The organism is Streptomyces sp. NPDC059875, assembly GCF_042731085.1.
Lineage (GTDB): Bacteria > Actinomycetota > Actinomycetes > Streptomycetales > Streptomycetaceae > Streptomyces.
In genome coordinates this window covers 63,735-82,602 of record NZ_JBHWJZ010000031.1, presented here as the reverse complement: position 1 = coordinate 82,602, position 18,868 = coordinate 63,735, and the positions used below count along the sequence as shown (strand labels likewise).

16 protein-coding genes and 1 pseudogene are annotated in these 18,868 nt (G+C 71.6%); 8 read left to right on the top strand and 9 right to left on the bottom strand.

The genetic code is table 11. The features are described 5' to 3' along the window. The first annotated feature begins 146 nt into the window (after positions 1 to 146). Positions 147 to 1,073: an LLM class F420-dependent oxidoreductase gene (locus ACFV9D_RS30550; protein WP_385153297.1), complete on the top strand. Its 927-nt coding sequence runs from the start codon at positions 147 to 149 to the stop codon at positions 1,071 to 1,073. A 353-nt stretch (positions 1,074 to 1,426) separates the two neighbouring features. On the opposite strand, the gene ACFV9D_RS30545 is transcribed toward ACFV9D_RS30550, so the two are convergent. Next, positions 1,427 to 1,981 (bottom strand): helix-turn-helix domain-containing protein, encoded by a 555-nt coding sequence (locus ACFV9D_RS30545; protein WP_385153294.1) that lies wholly within the window; start codon positions 1,979 to 1,981, stop codon positions 1,427 to 1,429. Between the two features lie 190 nt (positions 1,982 to 2,171). On the opposite strand from ACFV9D_RS30545, the gene ACFV9D_RS30540 reads away from it, so the two are divergent. Continuing rightward, positions 2,172 to 3,296, top strand: a complete 1,125-nt coding sequence (locus ACFV9D_RS30540) for an arylsulfotransferase family protein (RefSeq protein ID WP_385153291.1) — start codon at positions 2,172 to 2,174, stop codon at positions 3,294 to 3,296. Continuing rightward, the gene (locus tag ACFV9D_RS30535) at positions 3,293 to 4,657 is read left to right on the top strand and encodes a uracil-xanthine permease family protein (protein ID WP_385153288.1); all 1,365 of its coding nucleotides are present in this window, start codon (positions 3,293 to 3,295) and stop codon (positions 4,655 to 4,657) included. Before ACFV9D_RS30540 ends, ACFV9D_RS30535 begins: the two co-directional genes overlap by 4 nt. On the opposite strand, the gene ACFV9D_RS30530 is transcribed toward ACFV9D_RS30535, so the two are convergent. The 3 genes from ACFV9D_RS30530 to ACFV9D_RS30520 all read right to left on the bottom strand — a co-directional run bounded on the left by ACFV9D_RS30530 (position 4,648) and on the right by ACFV9D_RS30520 (position 7,529). Next, the gene (locus ACFV9D_RS30530) at positions 4,648 to 5,196 is read right to left on the bottom strand and encodes a rhodanese-like domain-containing protein (protein ID WP_385153285.1); all 549 of its coding nucleotides are present in this window, start codon (positions 5,194 to 5,196) and stop codon (positions 4,648 to 4,650) included. The two genes, ACFV9D_RS30535 and ACFV9D_RS30530, sit on opposite strands and share 10 nt — an antisense overlap. A gap of 180 nt (positions 5,197 to 5,376) precedes the next feature. Further along, the gene (locus ACFV9D_RS30525) at positions 5,377 to 6,258 is read right to left on the bottom strand and encodes a DUF1684 domain-containing protein (protein WP_385153282.1); all 882 of its coding nucleotides are present in this window, start codon (positions 6,256 to 6,258) and stop codon (positions 5,377 to 5,379) included. 455 nt (positions 6,259 to 6,713) lie between these two features. Beyond that, positions 6,714 to 7,529 carry a sulfite exporter TauE/SafE family protein gene (locus ACFV9D_RS30520; protein ID WP_385153280.1) on the bottom strand — a complete coding sequence of 272 codons (816 nt, stop codon included), beginning with the start codon at positions 7,527 to 7,529 and terminating at the stop codon, positions 6,714 to 6,716. Positions 7,530 to 7,635: 106 nt separating this feature from the next. Here ACFV9D_RS30520 and ACFV9D_RS30515 point away from each other — a divergent pair. Continuing rightward, positions 7,636 to 7,755, top strand: a pseudogene (locus ACFV9D_RS30515) (nucleoside deaminase); the annotation flags it as partial. Here the strand turns inward: ACFV9D_RS30515 and ACFV9D_RS30510 are convergent. The 5 genes from ACFV9D_RS30510 to ACFV9D_RS30490 form a co-directional block, all read right to left on the bottom strand. Next, positions 7,752 to 8,630, bottom strand: coding sequence for an ABC transporter permease (locus tag ACFV9D_RS30510; protein WP_385153277.1), 879 nt, complete (start codon positions 8,628 to 8,630; stop codon positions 7,752 to 7,754). The pseudogene ACFV9D_RS30515 and the gene ACFV9D_RS30510 overlap by 4 nt on opposite strands. Beyond that, on the bottom strand, positions 8,617 to 9,432 hold the full coding sequence (locus ACFV9D_RS30505) for an ABC transporter ATP-binding protein (protein WP_385153274.1): 816 nt from the start codon (positions 9,430 to 9,432) through the stop codon (positions 8,617 to 8,619). The genes ACFV9D_RS30510 and ACFV9D_RS30505 overlap by 14 nt, the downstream gene beginning before the upstream one ends. A 36-nt stretch (positions 9,433 to 9,468) precedes the next feature. Further along, positions 9,469 to 10,575, bottom strand: coding sequence for an aliphatic sulfonate ABC transporter substrate-binding protein (locus ACFV9D_RS30500; protein ID WP_385153271.1), 1,107 nt, complete (start codon positions 10,573 to 10,575; stop codon positions 9,469 to 9,471). A gap of 480 nt (positions 10,576 to 11,055) precedes the next feature. Then, the gene (locus tag ACFV9D_RS30495) at positions 11,056 to 12,258 is read right to left on the bottom strand and encodes an acyl-CoA dehydrogenase (protein WP_385153268.1); all 1,203 of its coding nucleotides are present in this window, start codon (positions 12,256 to 12,258) and stop codon (positions 11,056 to 11,058) included. 280 nt (positions 12,259 to 12,538) lie between these two features. Beyond that, positions 12,539 to 12,997 (bottom strand): RrF2 family transcriptional regulator, encoded by a 459-nt coding sequence (locus ACFV9D_RS30490; protein WP_385153265.1) that lies wholly within the window; start codon positions 12,995 to 12,997, stop codon positions 12,539 to 12,541. A gap of 523 nt (positions 12,998 to 13,520) precedes the next feature. Here ACFV9D_RS30490 and ACFV9D_RS30485 point away from each other — a divergent pair. The 4 genes from ACFV9D_RS30485 to ACFV9D_RS30470 all read left to right on the top strand — a co-directional run bounded on the left by ACFV9D_RS30485 (position 13,521) and on the right by ACFV9D_RS30470 (position 18,666). Then, positions 13,521 to 14,489 carry a glutathione S-transferase C-terminal domain-containing protein gene (locus tag ACFV9D_RS30485; protein ID WP_385153262.1) on the top strand — a complete coding sequence of 323 codons (969 nt, stop codon included), beginning with the start codon at positions 13,521 to 13,523 and terminating at the stop codon, positions 14,487 to 14,489. A gap of 305 nt (positions 14,490 to 14,794) precedes the next feature. After that, a complete protein-coding gene (locus ACFV9D_RS30480; protein WP_385153259.1) occupies positions 14,795 to 16,000 on the top strand; it encodes an LLM class flavin-dependent oxidoreductase in 1,206 nt (401 codons plus the stop codon). Positions 16,001 to 16,020: 20 nt separating this feature from the next. After that, entirely contained in the window at positions 16,021 to 17,418 is a 1,398-nt protein-coding gene (locus tag ACFV9D_RS30475; protein WP_385153256.1) for an NtaA/DmoA family FMN-dependent monooxygenase, read from the top strand. A 120-nt stretch (positions 17,419 to 17,538) separates the two neighbouring features. Then, the gene (locus ACFV9D_RS30470; protein WP_385153253.1) at positions 17,539 to 18,666 is read left to right on the top strand and encodes an LLM class flavin-dependent oxidoreductase; all 1,128 of its coding nucleotides are present in this window, start codon (positions 17,539 to 17,541) and stop codon (positions 18,664 to 18,666) included. Positions 18,667 to 18,868 lie beyond the last annotated feature (202 nt).

Genomic DNA, 18,868 nt, shown 5'->3' with positions numbered 1-18,868 from the left:
TGGGCGGGAGAGCCGCACCAGGACCATGCACACGGCATGAAGAGCGTGTGACGGCACCCGAACCGGACCGGACGGGGAGAGAATGCGCCACACGATGTTCACACGGAGCCGGAATTCAAGGACTGGAGCCGCCGGTTGCGGCGAACATGACTCTCGGAGTAACGCTCAGCTCGACCTCCCGACAGCTCCCCGTCGACAGCACCGTGCGGCTCGCGCGCGAAGCGCGGGACGCCGGTCTGCACTCCGTGTGGTTCGGTCAGTCCTTCGCGTACGACTCGCCCTCGCTGGCCGCGATCGTCGGGCGCGAGGTGCCGGGCCTGCACGTGGGGACGGCCGCGATCCCGATCTTCGGCCGCCATCCGCTGCTCGTCTCCAGCCAGGCCCAGACGGCCCAGGCCGCCACCGGCGGCCGCTACCACCTCGGGCTCGCCCTCGGCACCCGGCACCTCACCGAGACCGGATTCGGCCTGCCGTACCGGCGGCCCATCGGTCTGCTCCGGGAGTTCCTCACTGCCCTGCGGCCCCTGCTCGAAACGGGCGAAGCCGACTTCCACGGGGAGCTGCTCACCGCGACGACGCCGTACTCGGCGGCGGTTCCGGGGGCACAGCCGCCGGTGCCGGTACTGGTCGCCGCGATGGGGCCGCAGGCCCTGCGCGTCAGCGGTGAACTCGCCGACGGGGTCCTGCCGTTCCTGGCCGGTCCGCGTGCGCTCGCCGAGCACATCGTCCCGGCCGTGACCGCCGCCGCGGAGGCGGCGGGCCGGCCCGCGCCCCGGATCGTGGCGCTCGTGCCCGGGGCGGTCACGGCCGACCCCGAGGGCGTGCGGCGGCAGGCGACCGAGGCACTCGCGCTCTATGAGCGGGTGCCGTCCTACCAGCGCGTCATCGAGCTCTCCGGCGCCGACCGGGCCGCCGACCTGGCCGTCCTCGGCGACGAGGAGACCGTCGCCGCCGAAGTGCGGCGCTACCGCGAAGCGGGGGCGACCGAGGTGGTCTTCACCGCGACGGACCTGAGTGGCGAGGACGACCGGCGCCGCACCTGGAAGCTGCTCGGCGAGCTGTCGCGGGGCTGAGCCGGCCGCGTCGGACCGTCCGGCGGCTTCCGCGTGCGGCCGCCCGGCGGAGTCGTGTCCGCCGGGGCCCGGCGGTCTCCCGGTGGTTTCCGGGGCGGCGGTGTCGTCCGCCGGTCCGGCGGATGGGCGCTGGGACGGCCCCGGGACGGCCCCGCGACGGCCCCCCGGGACGGGCCTCGGGAGGGGCCTCGGGACGGGCCTCGGGACGGGCCCCGCGACGGGCCCCGGGACGGGTCCCGGCGGACCGAGACACACCAGACGGGCCTGGCAGGCGCGCGCGGCGACGGGGCCGGTCGCTTGCCTCGCTCCTCCCACGAGCGCGGGACGGCGCACAGGCGCACGGCCTTGCCCCGTCAGGACTCCAGTACCTCCACATGGTCGCCGACCGCGACCACCAGGACCCGCGAGCCCGGTTCGGTGGTGCGCCAGCGGTGCCGGACGCCGCCGGACAGCAGCAGCGTGTCCCCGCGCCCCAGCCGGTGGACCCGGCCGTCCGCCTCCACCTCCACCGAGCCGTCCGCCACGTACATCAGCTCGTCGTTGCGGTGCTGGAACTCGCGGTCCGCCTCGTGCTCGCCGACGAACTCCAGCGCGTGCAGCTGATGGCGGCCGCGCACCACCGGCCGGACGCGCGCCTCCCGTTCGAGGCCGCTGTCGTCGCCGGCGCGCACCACGTCCACCGTGCGGGTCTCGTCGGAGGCAGCGAGCAACTGCACCGCCGTCGTGCCGAGAGCGTCCGCGATCCGCTGCAGCGACCGCATGCTCGGGCGCGCCCGGTCGTTCTCGATCTGGCTGAGGAACGGGGAGGACAGCCCACTGCGCCCCGCCACCTCGGCGAGCGTCAGGTCGAGTGCCCGGCGTCGACGGCGTACGGCAGCACCCACCCGCGGTGTGTTCGCGGCATCCACGGATCGTCCCGTCCTTCCCCGCCCCGCGGCGCCGTTCTCCCAGGTCGACGGCGCCTGATGGCACCTTACGCGGCCCGCGCCAGGAACCCTGAGACGGTTTCGTACTCCCGACATACGCCCGTCACACAACGTCTCTACCGTCAAAGTCAGTTGTTCTCATCAAAGAAAGTTTGACGCGAGGAGTTCCGACGTGCCCCCGATCGACCAGAATTCGCGCCGCCGCCGTCCCACCGGCCTCATCGCCCTCGACGAGACGGCCGTGTCCGACGGCTACACCCTCTTCGCCCCGCTCACCGGCAGCGGAGAGGTCTATCTGATCGACCTCCACGGCCGCACCGTCCACCGTTGGGACCTGCCCTACCGCCCCGGCCGCCACGCCCGCCTGCTCGCCGATGGAACCCTCGCCTACAACGGCGTACTCCCGGGCGAGAAGGCCCTCTTCCCGATGTGGCACAAGTACCGGGGAGGCGTCATGCTCCGGGCGGCACCCGACGGAACCGTGCTGCGCGAGCACCGTGACCCCTTCCAGCACCACGACGCCCACCATCTCGACGACGGCCGCATCCTCTACACCGCCCTCGAACCCCTGACCGGAGCCGAGGCCGCGGCGGTACGGGGCGGAGTGCCCGGCTCCGAAGCCGCGGACGGTGTCGTCTGGGCCGACACCATCAAGGAGGTCGGCCCGGACGGTGAACTCCTGTGGTCCTGGCGGGTGGCGGAGCACCTGGACCGCGAGGAGTTCCCGCTGCACGAGGCGTACGCACGCGAGCACTGGCCCCTGATCAACAGCGTGACACCGCTGCGGGACGGCAACATCCTCGCCAGCCTGCGCAGCGTCTCGGCCGTCGTCGTCATCAGCCGCGAGACCGGCGAGATCCTCTGGCACAGCCGCCCCGGCACGGTCAGCCAGCAGCACGCGCCCACCGAACTGGACGACGGCCGGCTGCTGGTCTTCGACAACGGCGTCTTCCGGCCCGGCCACGATGTGCCGTACTCCCGGGTCGTCGAGATCGACCGGGCAGGTGGTGACATCGTGTGGGAGTACCACGACCCGGCCCGCGAGTTCTTCTTCGCGCCCTTCATGGGCTCCGCGCAGCGCCTGCCGAACGGCAACACCCTCGTCACCGACTCTCCGTCCGGGAGGCTGTTCGAGGTGACGAAGGACGGCTACCTGTGCTGGGAGTACGTCGTCCCGTACTTCGCCGGCTACGGCGAGAGCGAGGTACGGGGTCTGTTCCCCTCCGAGCCCAACGCCGTCTTCCGCGCCCACCGTTACGCCGCGGCCGACATCCCGTGGCTGGAGGCGACGGCATGACGACCACCCCGGCCCCGGCTGCCACCCGCTCTGTCGAAGCCGTCGACGCACCGGTGCCGTTGCGGCGACTCGTACCGCTGTCGGCCCAGCACGTCCTGGCGATGATCGCCGCGCCGGTCTCCACCGTCTTCCTCGTCGCCGGCACCCTGAAGATGCCGCCCGGCGCGACGGCCTCGCTGCTCAGCGCCGTTCTCCTGCTCTGCGGAGCGGGCGCCCTGCTCCAGTCCCTCGGCGTGTGGCGGATCGGCGGCCGGCTCCCGTTCGTCATGCTGCCCGGCGGCGCCGCGACCGCGCTCTTCCTCCAGATCGCGCAGGAACACGGGGCGCCGACCGCCGCCGGCGCCGTCCTCCTGGCGGCGGCGCTGCTCCTGGCCGTACTGCCGCTGTACGCCCGTGTCGTACGGCTCTTCCCGCCCCTGGTCATGGGCGTGACCGTGCTGCTCATCGGGATCGCGATGATCCGGGTCGCCGCCCGGCTCGTCACCGGCCCTGACGGTACGGGCGAGCCGCGCGCGGTGCTCCTCGCCGCGCTCACGGTCGCGTTCACCGTCGCCGCGTACGTGCTGCTGCGCGGCGTCTGGCGTCAGACCTCCGTCCTCATCGGGATGGCGGCGGGCACCGTCGTGGCGGTGACGACCGGGCTCGGGGCCTTCGCCCCCGCGGCGGGCAGCGGCTTCGCGTTGCCCGCGTTCCTGCCCTTCGGGACACCCCGGTTCGACCTGGTGGCCGCCCTTCCGCTGCTCGTGTTCAGCCTCACCACGCTGGCCGAGATCACCGGACAGACCGTGCTCAACAGCGAGACCGTCGGCCGGACTCCCGCCCCCGAACGGGACGTTCCGCGCGTCGCCCGCGCCGACGCCCTGGTCTCCCTGGCCGGCGGCCTTTTCGGTACGTCCCTCATGGTCACGAGCGCCGAGAACATCGGCATCGGCCGGCTCACCGGTGTCCGCAGCCGCTTCGTGACCGCCGGGGCCGGAGTCCTCCTGATCGTCCTCGGCCTGGCCACGCCGGTGTCCCGGGGGCTGGCCGGCATACCCGAGGCCGTCGTGGGCGGCTCCGCCCTCGTCGTCTACGCCGTCATCGCCGTGATGGGCGTGGAGATGCTCCGCCGCGCCGATCTGTCCGGCACGGGGACGGGCACCCTGACGGCCGCGCTCGCGCTGACCGCGGGACTGCTGCCGCTGCTCAGCCCGGACCTGTACGCGGGGTTTCCCGGATGGGCCCGTACGATCCTGGGCAGCGGCGTCGTCGCCGGCACCCTGACGGCGGTGCTCCTCACCGCGCTGCTCGGCCGGATCGGTCCGGGGAGCCGTCGCACAGAGGATGACCGCGGCGGGAGCGGCGGCGCGGGTCACCCCTGAGGTGCCGCGCCGCGCCGGTTGAAGGGAAGCCGGCCGAGGACCACCGCCATGCCGCAGGTGTCGGTGAGCGCCGAGAACACCAGGCCTCCTGCGATCGCCGCCGACAGCACCTGGAACGCCGGATGCACGAGCAGCCCGAGGACCAGACCGAGCAGCACGAGGGCGCCTGCGGTGAAGCGCACCTGACGCTCCATCCCCCAGACAGCGCGTACGGGACCGGGCGGGTGCTCGAGCCGGTGGCCGGCGGCGGCCCAGGCCCGGAGACCGCCGGTGAGGCTCGCGGCCGCGAGCCCGTGGAAGGCGAGGACCGCGGCGCCCTTCTCGGAGCGGGCGCCCGAGGCGCACACCAGGAGCAGCGGTCCGCTCTCGGCGGCGCTCCGCAGCTCCGCCAGGCTGCCCTCGACGCGCTCCAGGGGAACGTTGACGGCGCCCGGCACGTGGCCGGAGGCGAACTCGCCGGGAGTACGGACGTCGACCACCCTCAGCTCGGGCAGCCGTGGCTCGGCCTCGTCGACGCTGAGGATGCTGGAAATACTCATGAGAAACCTGCCCTTGGCAGAGACGGGGGACGGCCCCGCACCACCAGCGGCGGGGCCGTCCCCGGGATGTTAGGCGTTGCCGGGCGGCTCCACCCGTAGGCGGAAGGCATCGCCACGAGGCGGCCATGACGCCGTCACGTCGCGGCAACAATCCGAGCCGTTTCCTTCCGCAGGCTTCCGCTAGGAGACCGGGCCGCGCTCGCGGGGGATCCGCTCGCCGGCCTCGATCGCGACGGGCAGCCGGTTCTCGGCCGGCGGCAGCGGGCAGGTCGCGAAGTCGGTGTAGGCGCAGGGCAGATTGGTGGCGCGGTTGAAGTCGAGCACCACCGTGCCGTCGGGACCGGGCGCGGTCACGCCGAGCTGGCGGTTGGCCGCGTACGTGGTGACGCCCGAGGTCTCGTCGGTGAACAGCACCGTGAGGCTCCCGGGTGCCTGCCCGTTGAAGGCGGTCAGGCTCAACTCCTTTCCGTTCAGCCGGAAGACGACGCGGCCCGGAGCGTCGTACACGTGCCGAAGGCCTTCGACGGAGGCGCCGACCGTGGTCGGTCGCGGCTCGTCGAAGGCCTCGTAGCGGCCCGTGACCACCCAGCGCGGATCGGGCGCGTACGCGGGCGTCCCAGTGAAGGCGACCCGCAGCGGGTGGTCGGGGTGCCGCGGCCGGACGACATCGTGGCCGCCGCGCTTGGCGACCTCGATCACGGTGTCGCCCCAGACGGCGTCGACACCGCCGCGCTCCGGAACGACGCCGAAGAGGTGCCGCCCGCGCACCACCACGCCGGCGACGACGAGTTCCGTCCCCTCGTCGAGCGACACGGCGACCCCGTCGGGTCCCGTCGACCAGGTCCCCGGTACGCCGGGGAAACTCTGGGGCTCGGCGGAGAGCCAGTGCAGACCGGTGACCGCGAGGAAGCCGTGCTCCGACGCGAGCCGGGCGTCCTTGACCCGGTGCCACTCCTGCCATTCCGCAGCGAAGACCTCCGGATCGGGAACGCCGGCGTGGTCGTCGTGGTCGTCGTTGTTGTCGACGGCTTCGCGCGCGTCGGGGATGTCATGGACGCTCATGCGTCTCCTCCTGGTGCGGTGGATGGTGTGGTGTGCACGGCCCCGTGTCCAGTGCCAGGAAGCCGAAAGCCCCAAGGCGGGGGGCCGGAAGGCAGGGGGAACGGACCACGGGGCGGAACGAGGCCGTCGGAGGGGCGCCCAGGAGCCCTTCGGGGCGAGCGCGTCGGTGTCCGGACGCCGGGACGAGGCCTCGGTGTCAGCCGGAACAGGCCATGGCCGTGACGCGCACGTAGTCCACGTGTCGACGCATCACGAGCAGGCTCACGGCTTCAGGAGAACACAACTCCGGTGCGGTGCGCCAGTATCCCCGCGTCGCGACGACGGTGGGCGGGCTCCGGCGTGCGCAGCTGCGGACCTCGAAGGCGCGGTGCCGCGCGCCGGCGTCGCGCGGTCGAAGACGACCTCTGACCGGTGCTGCGCCGGGTCGGCATGGCGATCTCGGCAGAGCGGTGGCGTCAGCGATGACGGGCGAGTTTGAGCGCGGAGACGAGCAGGACCACGGCCAGGACCGGGATGAGCACCAGGTCGGGGATCACCCCGAGGAGCACCCCGCCCAGCACGGCACCGGCGACGGAGCCCATGCTCATGACCGCGGCGAAGCGGAGGTTGGCGCCAAGCACCGCGAAGCTGCCGTCACGGCTGTAGCGGGCGAAGGCCACCAGCATCGTCGGCAAGGACACCAGCAGCGACAGGCTGCCCGCCGCCCTGATGTCCACGGCGAACAGCAGCACGATCGTCGGAATCAGCAGCTCGCCGCCGGCCACGCCCATGATCGCCGCGACCACCCCGATGCCGAACCCGGCGACGACCCCGCAGGTGACCTGCGCCCACACTGGCAGCGCGAGCGTTCCCGGCGTGGCGCTGTGGCTGGCGACCAGGGCCGCCGCCATGAGCACCATCAGCCCGGCCAGCACCCTGTAGAGAGTGGCACTGCGCATGCTCACCGCCCAGGCCGCTCCGGCCCAGGCACCGAGCAGACTTCCGGCCAGGAGGTTGACGGCGACGGGCCAGTGCGCGGCCACTTCCGAGGCGGGAACCGCCGCCATCCGGGCGGGCAGCGCGACCAGGACCACCACCAGGCTCACCGCCTTGTTCAGGATGACCGCCGAGAGCGCGGCGAACCCGAACACGTTGATCAGCAACGGCAGCCGGAACTCCGCACCGCCCAGCCCGATCATCCCGCCCAGCACCCCCACGGCCGCTCCAACGGCGAACGCCAAGGGGGCGGAGAGCGGCGCCCGCACGGACACGAGGTCGTGGTCAGTGGCCATGACGGCATCGTCCCTGGCAGCGGATGCCGCCCGCCAGGACAGGGCCCTGTCTTTGTCGGATGGCACGGACACCCGCCCAAGATGTGTTGCGCCGTACCAATGACCCCGTGCCGTCGCCCTCGGCGACTCGCCGCACGGCTCCCTGCTGGCCGGCCCGGACGGCACGATCCTCGCCGGGGCCCACAACACGGTACGGCGCGACGACGACATCACCGCCCATGCTCAGCCCTTCACCAGCAGGCCGCGGCGGCGCAGCACCGCGCGCTCGAGCGGGCTGAACAGCAGCAGGTCGATGGCGACGCCCACGAGCAGGATCAGGATGATCGCCAGGAAGATGCCGGGCATGTCGAAGTTGTTGCGCCCGTTCTCCAGCAACTGGCCCAGTCCGAGGCCGAGGTCGGGGGAGGAGGCGATGATCTCGGCGGCCATCAGCGAGCGCCAGGAGAAGGCCCAGCCTTGCTTGAGCCCGGCCAGGTAGCCGGGCAGCGCGGCCGGCATCACGATGTGCCAGGCGCCCTTGAGCCCGGTCGCGCCGAGGGTCTGCCCGGCGCGCAGGAACAGCGGCGGTACCTGATCCACGCCCGCCACCAGGCCGTTGGCGATCGACGGCACCGCACCCAGCAGGATCACCGCGTACATCATCTGGTCGTTGAGGCCCAGCCACAGCACCGCGGGCGCCACCCAGGCCACCGAGGGCAGCGACTGCAGACCGGAGAGGATCGGGCCGATCGCGGTGCGCACCACGCCCACCCGGGCGACGAGCAGGCCGAGCGGTGTGCCGATCGCCAAGGCGAGGAGGAAGCCGAGCAGGGCCCGGGAGACGCTGGTCCACAGGACGTCGAGGAGCGTGCCCTCCATCCACATCGTGGCCAGGCTGTCCCAGACAGCGGACGGTGCGGGCAGCTTGCCCTCGTCGGTGACCTTCAGGGTCACGAGCAGCTGCCACACCGCCACCACGAGCACCACGGCGAGGACCGGCGGCAGGACCTTCTTCAGGAGGACCTCGCGCACCGGGGTCCGCCGGACCTGCACGGTGTCGAGGGCGTCGAGGCCCGCCTCCAGACCGGCCAGATCGTCGGTCTTCGTCTCAGTGCTGGCCATGACGGCGGATCTCCTCGCGCAGTTCTTCGGTGATCTCGACGGACAGCTCCGCCACGGCGGCGTCCTCGATACGGCGCGGCTGCGGGATGTCGATGGTCCACTCCCGGGCGATCCGCCCCGGCCGGGACGACAGCAGCACCACGCGCTCGGCGAGCCGCACGGCCTCGCGCACGTTGTGGGTGACGAAGAGGACCGACAGCTTCGTCTCCCGCCAGATGCGGGACAGCTCGTCGTGCAGGACGTCCCGGGTGATGGCGTCGAGCGCGGCGAACGGCTCGTCCATCAGCAGCAGTTGTGAATCCTGGGCGAGTGCCCGGGCGAGCGCGACCCGCTGCCGCATGCCGCCGGACAGCTCGTGCACCCGCTTGCCGTACGAGCCGGAGAGCCGCACGAGTTCGAGCAGGCGCTCCGCCTCCGGGCGGCGCTCGGCCTTCGGCACCCCGCGCAGCCGCAGGGCCAGTTCGATGTTCTTGCCCGCGGTGAGCCACGGGAACAGCGCGTGCTCCTGGAACATCAGCGCCGGCCGACCGGCCGTCGTGATGGAACCGGCGGTGGGCGAGTCCAGCCCCGCGACCAGGTTGAGCAGCGTGGACTTGCCGCACCCGGAGGCTCCCAGGAGGGTGACGAACTCGCCCGGGGCGACATCGAGCGAGATGTCGTCGAGCACGAGCTGCGCGTCGGCGGGTCCGCCGAAGGACTTCGAGACGTGCTCGATACGGGCGGCGTGCGTCACCGCCGTACGGTCCTCGGCCTTGTCCTCGGCCTTGGCCTTGGCCTTGGCGAGCATCGCGGTCGTGGCCATGGTCGTCACCTCCTGGGAGTTCGGGCTGCTACGGGCTTACTTCGCGCCGAGACCGGCGTCGGAGACCTCCGGCTTGCCCGCGGCCTTGACCACCTTGTTGAGCAGCGTGAGGTCGTAGATGCCCGCCAGCTCGGGCTCCTTCAGCAGTCCGGCGTCCACCGCGTGCTCGGCCTGCGCCTGGAGGGTGGCGGCGAGCGGGTCGTCGGTGATGGTGATGGACGGCCAGGCCGCGTCGATCACCTTGGCCGACAGCGGCTTGCCGGTCTCCTTCTTCAGCGCCGCGTTCACCGATTCCTTGGCCTTGTCCGGGTTGGCGGTGATCCACGCGTTGGTCTTCACCGTGCCGCGCAGCACCGCTTCGACGACGTCCGGGTGCTCCTTGAGGAACGCCTGCCGCACGATGATGTTCGTGATCACGAACTTCTTTTCGGGCCACAGGTCGGACTCGTCGAGGAGGACCTTCGCGCCCTCGCTGACCAGCTTCGACGCGGTCGGCTCCGGCACCCACGCGCCGTCGATGGAACCGGACTTGTAGGCATCCGGGGTCACCTTGTTGTCCGTACGCAGCACCGAGACGTCACCCTTGCCGGACTGGGAGTCGACCTTCCAGCCCTTCTCGGAGACCCAGTGCAGGAACGCGACGTCCTGCGTGTTGCCGAGCTGGGGGGTGGCGATCCGCTTGCCCTTGACGTCGTCCAGCGTCTTGATCTTCGCCGGATTGACGACCAGCTTCACCCCGCCCGAAGCGGAACCGGAGATGATCCTCAGGTTCTTGCCCTTGGACTTGGTGTAGCCGTTGATCGCGGGGGAGGGGCCGATGAAGCCGATGTCGATCGAGCCGGCGTTCAGCGCCTCGATCTCGGACGGGCCGGCGTTGAAGGTGGACGGCTTGATCGTGGTGCCGCCGAGTTCCTTCTGGAGCAGACCCTCCTGGACACCCACGAGAGCGGTGGCGTGGGTGAGGTTGGGGAAGTAGCCGATCCTCACCTCGCCGGCGGAGAGCTTCTTGGCATCGGCCGCGACCTTGGGCTGCTCGTCGTCCTCGGTCGCCTGGGAGCCGTAGCCGCAGGCGGTGAGCAGGAAGGGAAGCGCCGCTATGGCGGCGATGGTGCGCAGGGCGGTGAGCGGTCTTGCGGCAGACACGGAGGTGTCCTTTCACGGAATGGGTTTCAGGGAGGTGCGGAGACAACACGACGCGATGCACAACCACCCCACGGCCGTCGCTGTGGGCCGATGTGGGGGTGTGAGTGCTGGACGCCGAGGGGTGGATGCCGGACCGCCGTGTATCGCCGGGCCGCGCCTCCAACGGTTGACGCGTGCTTGGGCCGGGATGCGTACGGCGGTGGCGGCGTTCTGTGGGCGGGCAGCCGGATCCGCCGACCGGCCTTAGAGAGGCCGACAGATGGCGCTGGACGTGTGGCCGAGGTCGATGTGCCGGCGGGAGGTGAGAAGGGGGAGCGAGTCGCCTGCCTGCTTCAGCGTGCGCACAGCTACCCACCTCCCGGAATCCCTAGTTTTCCCACCTGGCTGATAGGCATAGTGGCAGAGGCGAGTTTCGGCCCCAAGAGGGATTTCACATAATGGACGATCTCGTCTCGTGATACGATACGTCGCAGGTCAGCGTCAGATGTCCGCCCTTGCCATCGCCCGGCGGCGGCCATTGAGGTAGTGGTCGCCGATGGAGCGCAGGCGGTGGGCGGCCGGGTGGTGGGCTGTCAGGGTGCGAGCGTTGCGCCAGAAGCGGTCCAGGCCGAGAGCGTCCGCGAGCTCCAGGACCCGGGTGGTGATCTGCAGGGCCGCCCTCGTCGTGACGGTCTCGGCCATGGCGACAAGGGCGTCGACGGCCGCCGGTTCCTCGGGGTGGAGCTCCGCTCCGGCGCTCAGGGCGAGTGTCATCGCGTCCGTCGCCCTCTCGACCACGGCGGCGGCCGTCTGGGCGGCGGAGGCGAGTTCGCCGTACGTGAGGAGCAGGTCCGGGTCGTCGCCGGGCGGTCCGGGGGCATGGGTGTTCCTGCCGAGGTCGCGGGCTTCGGTGAGAGCGCCCTCGGCGATGCCCAGGCCCACGTGACACAGAGCGAGGCGGAGTGCGGCCTCGGCGAGCGCGGTGAAGGGCGCGGTCGACTCCTCGTCCTGCGGCCGGTGCCCCAGCACCTGCCGGGAGGTTACGACGACCCCGTCCATGACGACCGCGCCCGCGCCGGCGACGCGCTGGCCGAGACGGTCGTGGGCCGGTTCGGCGATCACTCCCGGGTCGTCGGCCGGGATCCGTACGACGAGCACGTCTCCCGTCACGGCGCACACGGCGTCCACCATGAACTGGTCGGCGACGCTCACCGCGGTGTCCACGGAGCGGCGCCCGTTCAGCACGTAGCCCGTGTCGAGCGGCGTCAGGGTGAGGTCCGGTCCGCCGGTCTCGTGTGCCGAGCCTGGGGCGCGGACGGTCCCGGACCACAGCCACTGCTCGCGTGCCGCCTCTTCTTCGAGGGCGGACGCGCTGTGGTGCCACGCGTAGAAGCGGCCGCTCCAGGCGTGCGCGTAGTGGCGGGCGAGGACTTCGCCGAGGGAGCTGTCCGCCGTGGCGACCTCCTGGATGACGGCGCACCCGGTGCGCCAGTCCGCCCCGCCGCCCGGCAGGGGCGGGGTGAGGGCCGCCAGCAGACCGGCCTCGCGCAGCCGGGCCGTCTCGTCGACGGGCGGCTTGCCTGCCTGGTCGCGGACGATCGCGTCCGTGGCGAGGTCGTCCGCCACGTCGCGGGCGGTACGCAGGAGCGAGCGCCGCCGCTCGTCGGCGGTCGGGGGGAGGGGCGTGGTCGGTGTCGTCGGCATGGTGCTCACCGGCAGGCCGAGGTGCGGGAATGTGGCCCGGGGGCCGGGTGCGCGGCGGTGTCATGGTGGCGGGCGGTGGTGGTCATGTGCGCTACTCCCGGAGTGTGTTGAGGGCGTCGGGGCGCTCTTCGCGCCACGCCCGTGGCAAATTCCTAGTTTTCCCATCGAGTTGATAGGGATACTGCGAGGGAGGCACACGCCTGGCAAGAGGGTGACCGAAGAGTGGACGGCCTCGTCCCGGGTGCAGAGACGATGGCGAGGCAGAGCCTCACGTGCCGTTTCAGGGATTGGTCCAGGCGGCCGGATCCTGTGCCAGGGAATGCACGAAGTCGGGGAGCTCGCCCGATGAGATGTCCGCCAGTGAAACGCCTTCCAGGATCTGGCGGACGTTCGCGCGCAGGGCGATCCATAGTGGCAGCAGTGACTTCGCGGGGCTGTTGTACGAAAGCTCCGGCGGGCGTACGCCGCGCACGGAGACCAGCGGGCCTTCGACCGCCCGCACCACCTCGGCGACGGAGATGTCCTCGGCGGCCCTGGCTAGCCGGTAGCCGCCGCTGGCGCCGCGCTGGCTGACCACCAGTCCGCCGCGGCGCATGTCGTTGAGGATGCCTTCGAGGAACTTGTGCGGGATCTCCTGCGCTTCGGCGATGGCCTCCGCCTTCAGAGGGCCGCCCTCGGGGGCGCCGGCGAGGAGAAGGGCGGCCCGTACCGCATAGTCCGCCCTGGCTGAGATCCGCATGCGGGCATTGTCCCGCACATCCCGTCGCTGATCGCGGGGGTCGGACGGAGTGGGATCCGTCCGGATTCGGCGGCGGGGGCATTTCCTATGCAATCGGCAGGGGAGTCGCCCGGGCTTCGCCGCCCAGGTCCCCCTCCTTCCAGCATGTGAGACGGCGGGCCACATGCGAGCATGCCCTCTTGACGACGTCCGAAGGCCGCCCGACACTCCAGTACAGAATCCCTAGTGGACGGGTGGGAAATGATGGAGTGTCTGGAGTCGCCCGCCGACCGCGCCGTGCACGCGGGCCGCTCGCCGCTCCTCCTGACCTCCCGCCGCCACATCGATCTCCTGCGTGTCTGCAGCGCGGCGAGTCCTCGGCGCTGAACCGCCGGCACCCGTCGGCACCGCATCCCCGTCGGCACCGCATCCCCCGCCGCGTCACGGGAGCGCGCCGACGCCGCCGCGCGCCCGTCACCCCACGTGCGCCGCCCCGCCGCACCTCCGAGAACCGGAAGCCGGACCTGGACACCCAGGGAGACACATGCCCGCCGCACCCCTCACCCCCGTGCCGTCCGTCCCGCCCCTCCCGTCCCTGCCGTCGTTCCGGGGCAGGATCGGCTGTGATGCGAGCAGCGGTTACTACGCCGTGCCGCGCCGTTACCGCCTCCACCTCACGCTGTCCTGTCCCCACTGTCTACGGATCGCCATCACCCACAGCCTGCTAGGTCTGGAAGAGACACTCCCGGTGGTACTGCTGCCGGCCGTTCCCGACGGACCCGAGGGCGGACACTCCGCTTTGCGCCCGTTGTACGAGGCCAGTTCACACCGGCACAACGGACCGGCCACCGCACCGGTGTTGAGCGATACCTGGACGGGGCGGATCGTCAGCACCCACACCCCGGACATCCTGAGCGACCTGGCCCGGCGCTTCGCCGGTGACGTCTCCGACCGGTCCGCGCTGTACCCGCACGGCGCCGATGCCGAGATCCAGGCCGTCAAGCACCTCTGCGAGTACCGCATCAACGAAGCCGCACAGCACGCCGGCCAGGCCGGCGTCGACGCCACCGTGCGTCGGTCCGCCCTCAGCTCCCTGCTCCGCGTCCTGGGCTCGTTGGAGTGGCGGCTCGCCCACCAGCAGTTCCTCCTGAGCGACGAAATCACCGCCGCCGACGTGCAGTTGTGGGTGACCCTGGTCCAACTCGACACCGTGCACCGCCTGCACCTGGACGCCGCCGCGGTGCACCGCATCGCCGACCATCCGCACCTGTGGGCCTACGCACGGCGACTGGCCGCCCACCCGGCGTTCGGCCGACACCTCGACCTGGACGGCATCGCCCGCAGGCACCATGCCCACTGCAAGGGACTGGAGGCCGCGGGGGCGGCCGTGCAGATCCTCGACTGGGCGGCTCACATCGCGGGCGGGGACGGCGCTCAGCCCTGCCAGGAGCATGCGGACCGTTTCATGGAACCGCAACACGCTCTCCACCTTCGCCCGTCCAGCTCCACCTAGGCTGCGAGGACAGAGGACATGGGGCCTGCCGTGCCGGAGCGCGGCAGGCCCCGGCCCGAGCAGGAAGAACAGCCGGAAGAGCGGAGGTGACGGTATCGCTCCCCGTCTCCCTCGTCTCCCGTGCGCTTGTCCCGGCTGCCACAGTCCTCGTCGCGCGCGGCTGCGTCCGCCTGTACTCCCGCCCCCACATCGACCTGCGACGGGGTTGCCGGCGCCCTCTGTCGTTCCTGACCTGTTCCCCGCCATCGAGCCCTCGGCACGAGGGCCGGTGATCACATACGGTCGACCAGGAAGGCCCCCTTCTCGTGTCCGCACATGCCCCTCTTCACCTCGCCGTGGCACTGGACGGCACCGGCTGGCACCCTGCCGCATGGCGCGAGCCGGACGCCCGGCCCCACGACCTGTTCACGGCCGGTTACTGGGCCGACCTCGTGGCCGAGGCCGAACGCGGCCTGCTCGACTTCGTGACGTTCGAGGACGGGCTCGGGCAGCAGTCCTCGCACCCCACGGAGCCGGACGGGCGCACCGACCAGGTCCGGGGTCGACTGGACGCCGTGCTTGTCGCCGCCCGGGTCGCACCGCTGACCCGACACATCGGGCTGGTGCCGACCGTGGTCGCGACCCACACCGAGCCGTTCCACATCTCCAAGGCGATCGCCACCCTGGACTACGTCAGCAGCGGCCGCGCTGGCCTGCGCGTCCAGGTGACGGCACGGCACAACGAGGCCGCGCATTTCGGCCGCCGTACCTTCCCGCCCCTCCGCATCGAGGACTGGGGCACCCCGGCCGGCCGGGATCTGATCGCCGAGCTCTTCGAGGAGGCCGCCGACCACATCGAGGTGGTGCGCCGCCTGTGGGACAGCTGGGAGGACGACGCGGAGATCCGTGACGTCGCCACCGGACGCTTCATCGACCGCGACAAGCTGCACTACATCGACTTCGAGGGCAGGCACTTCAGCGTCAAGGGCCCCTCGATCACCCCTCGGCCGCCGCAGGGACAGCCCCTCGTCAGCGCGCTCGCGCACGACAGCGTGCCGTTCCAACTGGTGGGCCGTTCCGCCGACATCGGATACGTCACCCCGCACGACACCGACCAGGCGCGCGCCATCGTCGCCGAGATCCGTGCCGCCCAGGGCACCGCGGGACGGGCGGGGGAGTCGTTGCACATCTTCGGTGACCTGGTGGTGTTCCTGGACGACGAGCCCGCGGCGGCGGAGGACCGCAAGGCCCGCCTCGACGGCCTCGCGGGCTACGGCTGGACCAGCGACGCCGACGTGTTCACGGGTACCCCCGGGCACCTGGCGGACCTGCTGCTGGAGTGGAGCCGGGCCGGCCTGAGCGGCTTCCGGCTGCGCCCCGGAGTGATCGGCCACGACCTGGAACGGATCACACGGGGCCTGGTGCCCGAACTCCAACGCCGGGGCGCCTTCCGGCAGGCCTACGAGGCAGACACCCTCCGGGGGCTGCTCGGGCTCGCCCGACCCGCGAACCGCTACGCCGCCGCCCTCTGAGCCGCAGGAGTCGTACCACCATGACCGACCCGACCACGGGCAAGCCCCTGAAACAGATCCATCTCGCGGCCCACTTCCCCGGCGTCAACAACACCACCGTGTGGAGCGACCCACGGGCGGGCAGCCACATCGAGTTCAGCTCGTTCGCGCACTTCGCACGGACCGCCGAACGCGCCAAGTTCGACTTCCTGTTCCTCGCCGAGGGGCTGCGGCTGCGTGAACAGGGCGGTCAGCTGTATGACTTGGACGTGGTGGGGCGCCCCGACACCTTCACCGTCCTGTCCGCGCTCGCCGCTGTCACCGATCGTCTCGGCCTGACCGGCACCATCAACTCCACCTTCAACGAGCCCTACGAGGTGGCCCGCCAGTTCGCCGGCCTGGACCACCTGTCCGGCGGACGAGCCGCCTGGAACGTCGTCACCTCCTGGGACGCCTTCACCGGCGAGAACTTCCGGCGCGGCGGCTTCCTCCCGGAGGACCAGCGGTACTCCAGGGCCAAGGAGTTCCTGTCCACCGCCACCGAACTGTTCGACTCCTGGCACGGCGACGAGATCGTCGCCGACCGGGAGTCCGGCATCTTCCTGAAGGACGCGCAAGCCGGAGCCTTCGTCCACCAAGGGCAGCACTTCGACATCGCCGGCCGGTTCAACGTCCCGCGCAGCCCCCAAGGCCGCCCGGTGATCTTCCAGGCCGGAGACTCCGACGAGGGCCGCGAGTTCGCCGCCGCCGGCGCCGACGCCATCTTCAGCCGGCACAGCACCCTGGAGGCCGGCCGGTCCTTCTACACCGACGTCAAGGGACGCCTGGCCCGCCACGGCCGAACCCACGACCAACTGCTGATCCTCCCCGCGGCGACCTTCGTACTCGGCGACACCGACGCCGAGGCACAGGAGCTGGCCCGTGAGGTACGACGCCAACAGGTCAGCGGCCAGACCGCGATCACGTACCTCGAACACGTGTGGAACCGGGACCTCTCCGCGTACGACCCGGACGGCCCACTCCCCGACATCGACCCGGACCCCGGCGAGAACACCATCGCCCGCGGCCGTGCCGGCGTCCGGATGTTCCGCGACCCGCTCGCCGTCGCCAGGCAATGGCGCGAGCGCGCCGAAGCGGAGAACCTGTCGATCCGCGAGCTGGTCATCGAGACCACCGGCCGCCAGTCGTTCATCGGTTCCCCGGCCACCGTCGCCGAGACCATCGACCACTTCGTCCAGACGGACGCCGCCGACGGTTTCATCCTGGTCCCGCACCTCACCCCATGCGGCCTCGACGAGTTCGCCGACACCGTCGTCCCGCTGCTCCAGGAACGCGGCGTGTTCCGCCACGACTACACGGGCACCACGCTCCGCGACCACCTCGGCCTGGCACACCCCGACGCCCGCACGGAGACGGAGACCCGGCGGGTCGCGTCGTGAAGTTCCTCGCCATCCGTAGCGGGCGGCGAGGTCGACCGACCGCGGCGCCCGAGCCCCATCTCGTATCCCCGCCCGCATCGGCACCCGCGCCCACCGACCGCTGAGGAGCACCACCCGACCATGTCCGGCATCCCTCTCGGAGTCCTCGACCTCGTCCCGATACCGTCCGGCTCCACCGCCGCCCAGGCGCTGCGCGACACCATCGATCTGGCCCAGCAGACCGAGCGTTTCGGCTACACCCGCTACTGGTTCGCCGAGCACCACCTCAACCCGGGTGTGGCCGGGTCCTCTCCCGCCGTCGTGCTGGCCCTGACCGCCTCTGCGACCTCCACCATCAGGATCGGCTCCGGCGCCGTACAGCTCGGTCACCGCACCGCGCTGTCCACCGTCGAGGAGTTCGGACTGATCGACGCCCTGCACCCCGGGCGACTCGACCTGGGGCTCGGCCGCTCCGGCGGACGACCCTCCGGGCAGACGGCGGGCCCCCGGTCGACCACGACCCCCGTCGTGGACGGGCAGGCCCCCAACGGGCTGAAGATCCCGCCCCGGTTCTCCTTCGAGCACCTGATCGGTAGCCCTCGCTTCCTGCTCCAGCAGCAATTGCTCCACCAGCCCGGCGCCCGCCCCCAGGACTACGGCGAGCAGATCGACGACGTCCTCGCGCTCCTGCGCGGCGACTACCGCTCCGCGGACGGGACCGAGGCGCACGCCGTCCCCGGCGAGGGCGCGGACCTGGAGGTCTGGATCCTCGGCAGCAGCGGCGGACAGAGCGCCGACGTCGCCGGCCGCAACGGCCTGCGCTTCGCCGCCAACTACCACGTCAGCCCGGCCACCGTACTGGAGGCGGCCGAGGGCTACCGCGCCGCGTTCCAGCCGTCCGACCACCTCGACAAGCCCTACGTCAGCGTCTCCGCCGACGTCGTCGTCGCCGAGGACGACGCGACCGCCCGCGAACTGACCACCGGCTACGGCCTGTGGGTCCGCAGCATCCGCACCGCCGAGGGCGCCATCCCCTTCCCGACCCCGGACCAGGCCCGCGCCCACGCCTGGACCGAAGCGGACCGCGCCCTGGTCGCCGACCGCGTCGACACCCAGTTCGTCGGCTCACCGGGACGCGTCGCCGACCACCTCGAACAACTGCAGGAGGCCACCGGCGCCGACGAACTGATCATCACCACCATCACCCACGACCACGCCGATCGGGTGCGCTCCTACCAACTCCTGGCAGAAGAGTGGCAACGCCGATGAGCCGATCGCGGCCCGGCCCCTGATGCCGTGCGCCGCCGGCGCCCCGCCACCTGCTGAAGCAGCTCCCGAGGAAAGCGGCAAGCGCCTTGACGTCCCACATCGGCTCCCTCACGAACGAGGGGTGCGGGTCAGCACCGATCCAGCGCGAGGGACCCGAACGGACCGGAACGGACGTCAGCGGAAGTCAGCACCAGGTCAGCAC

Excerpts from the sequence above, each read along its gene's own strand:
- ACFV9D_RS30550 (WP_385153297.1), top strand. The coding sequence starts at position 147 with ATGACTCTCGGAGTAACGCTCAGCTCGACCTCCCGACAGCTCCCCGTC.
- ACFV9D_RS30535 (WP_385153288.1), top strand. The coding sequence starts at position 3,293 with ATGACGACCACCCCGGCCCCGGCTGCCACCCGCTCTGTCGAAGCCGTC.
- ACFV9D_RS30530 (WP_385153285.1), bottom strand. The coding sequence starts at position 5,196 with ATGAGTATTTCCAGCATCCTCAGCGTCGACGAGGCCGAGCCACGGCTG.
- ACFV9D_RS30525 (WP_385153282.1), bottom strand. The coding sequence starts at position 6,258 with ATGAGCGTCCATGACATCCCCGACGCGCGCGAAGCCGTCGACAACAAC.
- ACFV9D_RS30520 (WP_385153280.1), bottom strand. The coding sequence starts at position 7,529 with ATGGCCACTGACCACGACCTCGTGTCCGTGCGGGCGCCGCTCTCCGCC.
- ACFV9D_RS30510 (WP_385153277.1), bottom strand. The coding sequence starts at position 8,630 with ATGGCCAGCACTGAGACGAAGACCGACGATCTGGCCGGTCTGGAGGCG.
- ACFV9D_RS30505 (WP_385153274.1), bottom strand. The coding sequence starts at position 9,432 with ATGGCCACGACCGCGATGCTCGCCAAGGCCAAGGCCAAGGCCGAGGAC.
- ACFV9D_RS30495 (WP_385153268.1), bottom strand. The coding sequence starts at position 12,258 with ATGCCGACGACACCGACCACGCCCCTCCCCCCGACCGCCGACGAGCGG.
- ACFV9D_RS30490 (WP_385153265.1), bottom strand. The coding sequence starts at position 12,997 with ATGCGGATCTCAGCCAGGGCGGACTATGCGGTACGGGCCGCCCTTCTC.
- ACFV9D_RS30485 (WP_385153262.1), top strand. The coding sequence starts at position 13,521 with ATGCCCGCCGCACCCCTCACCCCCGTGCCGTCCGTCCCGCCCCTCCCG.
- ACFV9D_RS30475 (WP_385153256.1), top strand. The coding sequence starts at position 16,021 with ATGACCGACCCGACCACGGGCAAGCCCCTGAAACAGATCCATCTCGCG.
- ACFV9D_RS30470 (WP_385153253.1), top strand. The coding sequence starts at position 17,539 with ATGTCCGGCATCCCTCTCGGAGTCCTCGACCTCGTCCCGATACCGTCC.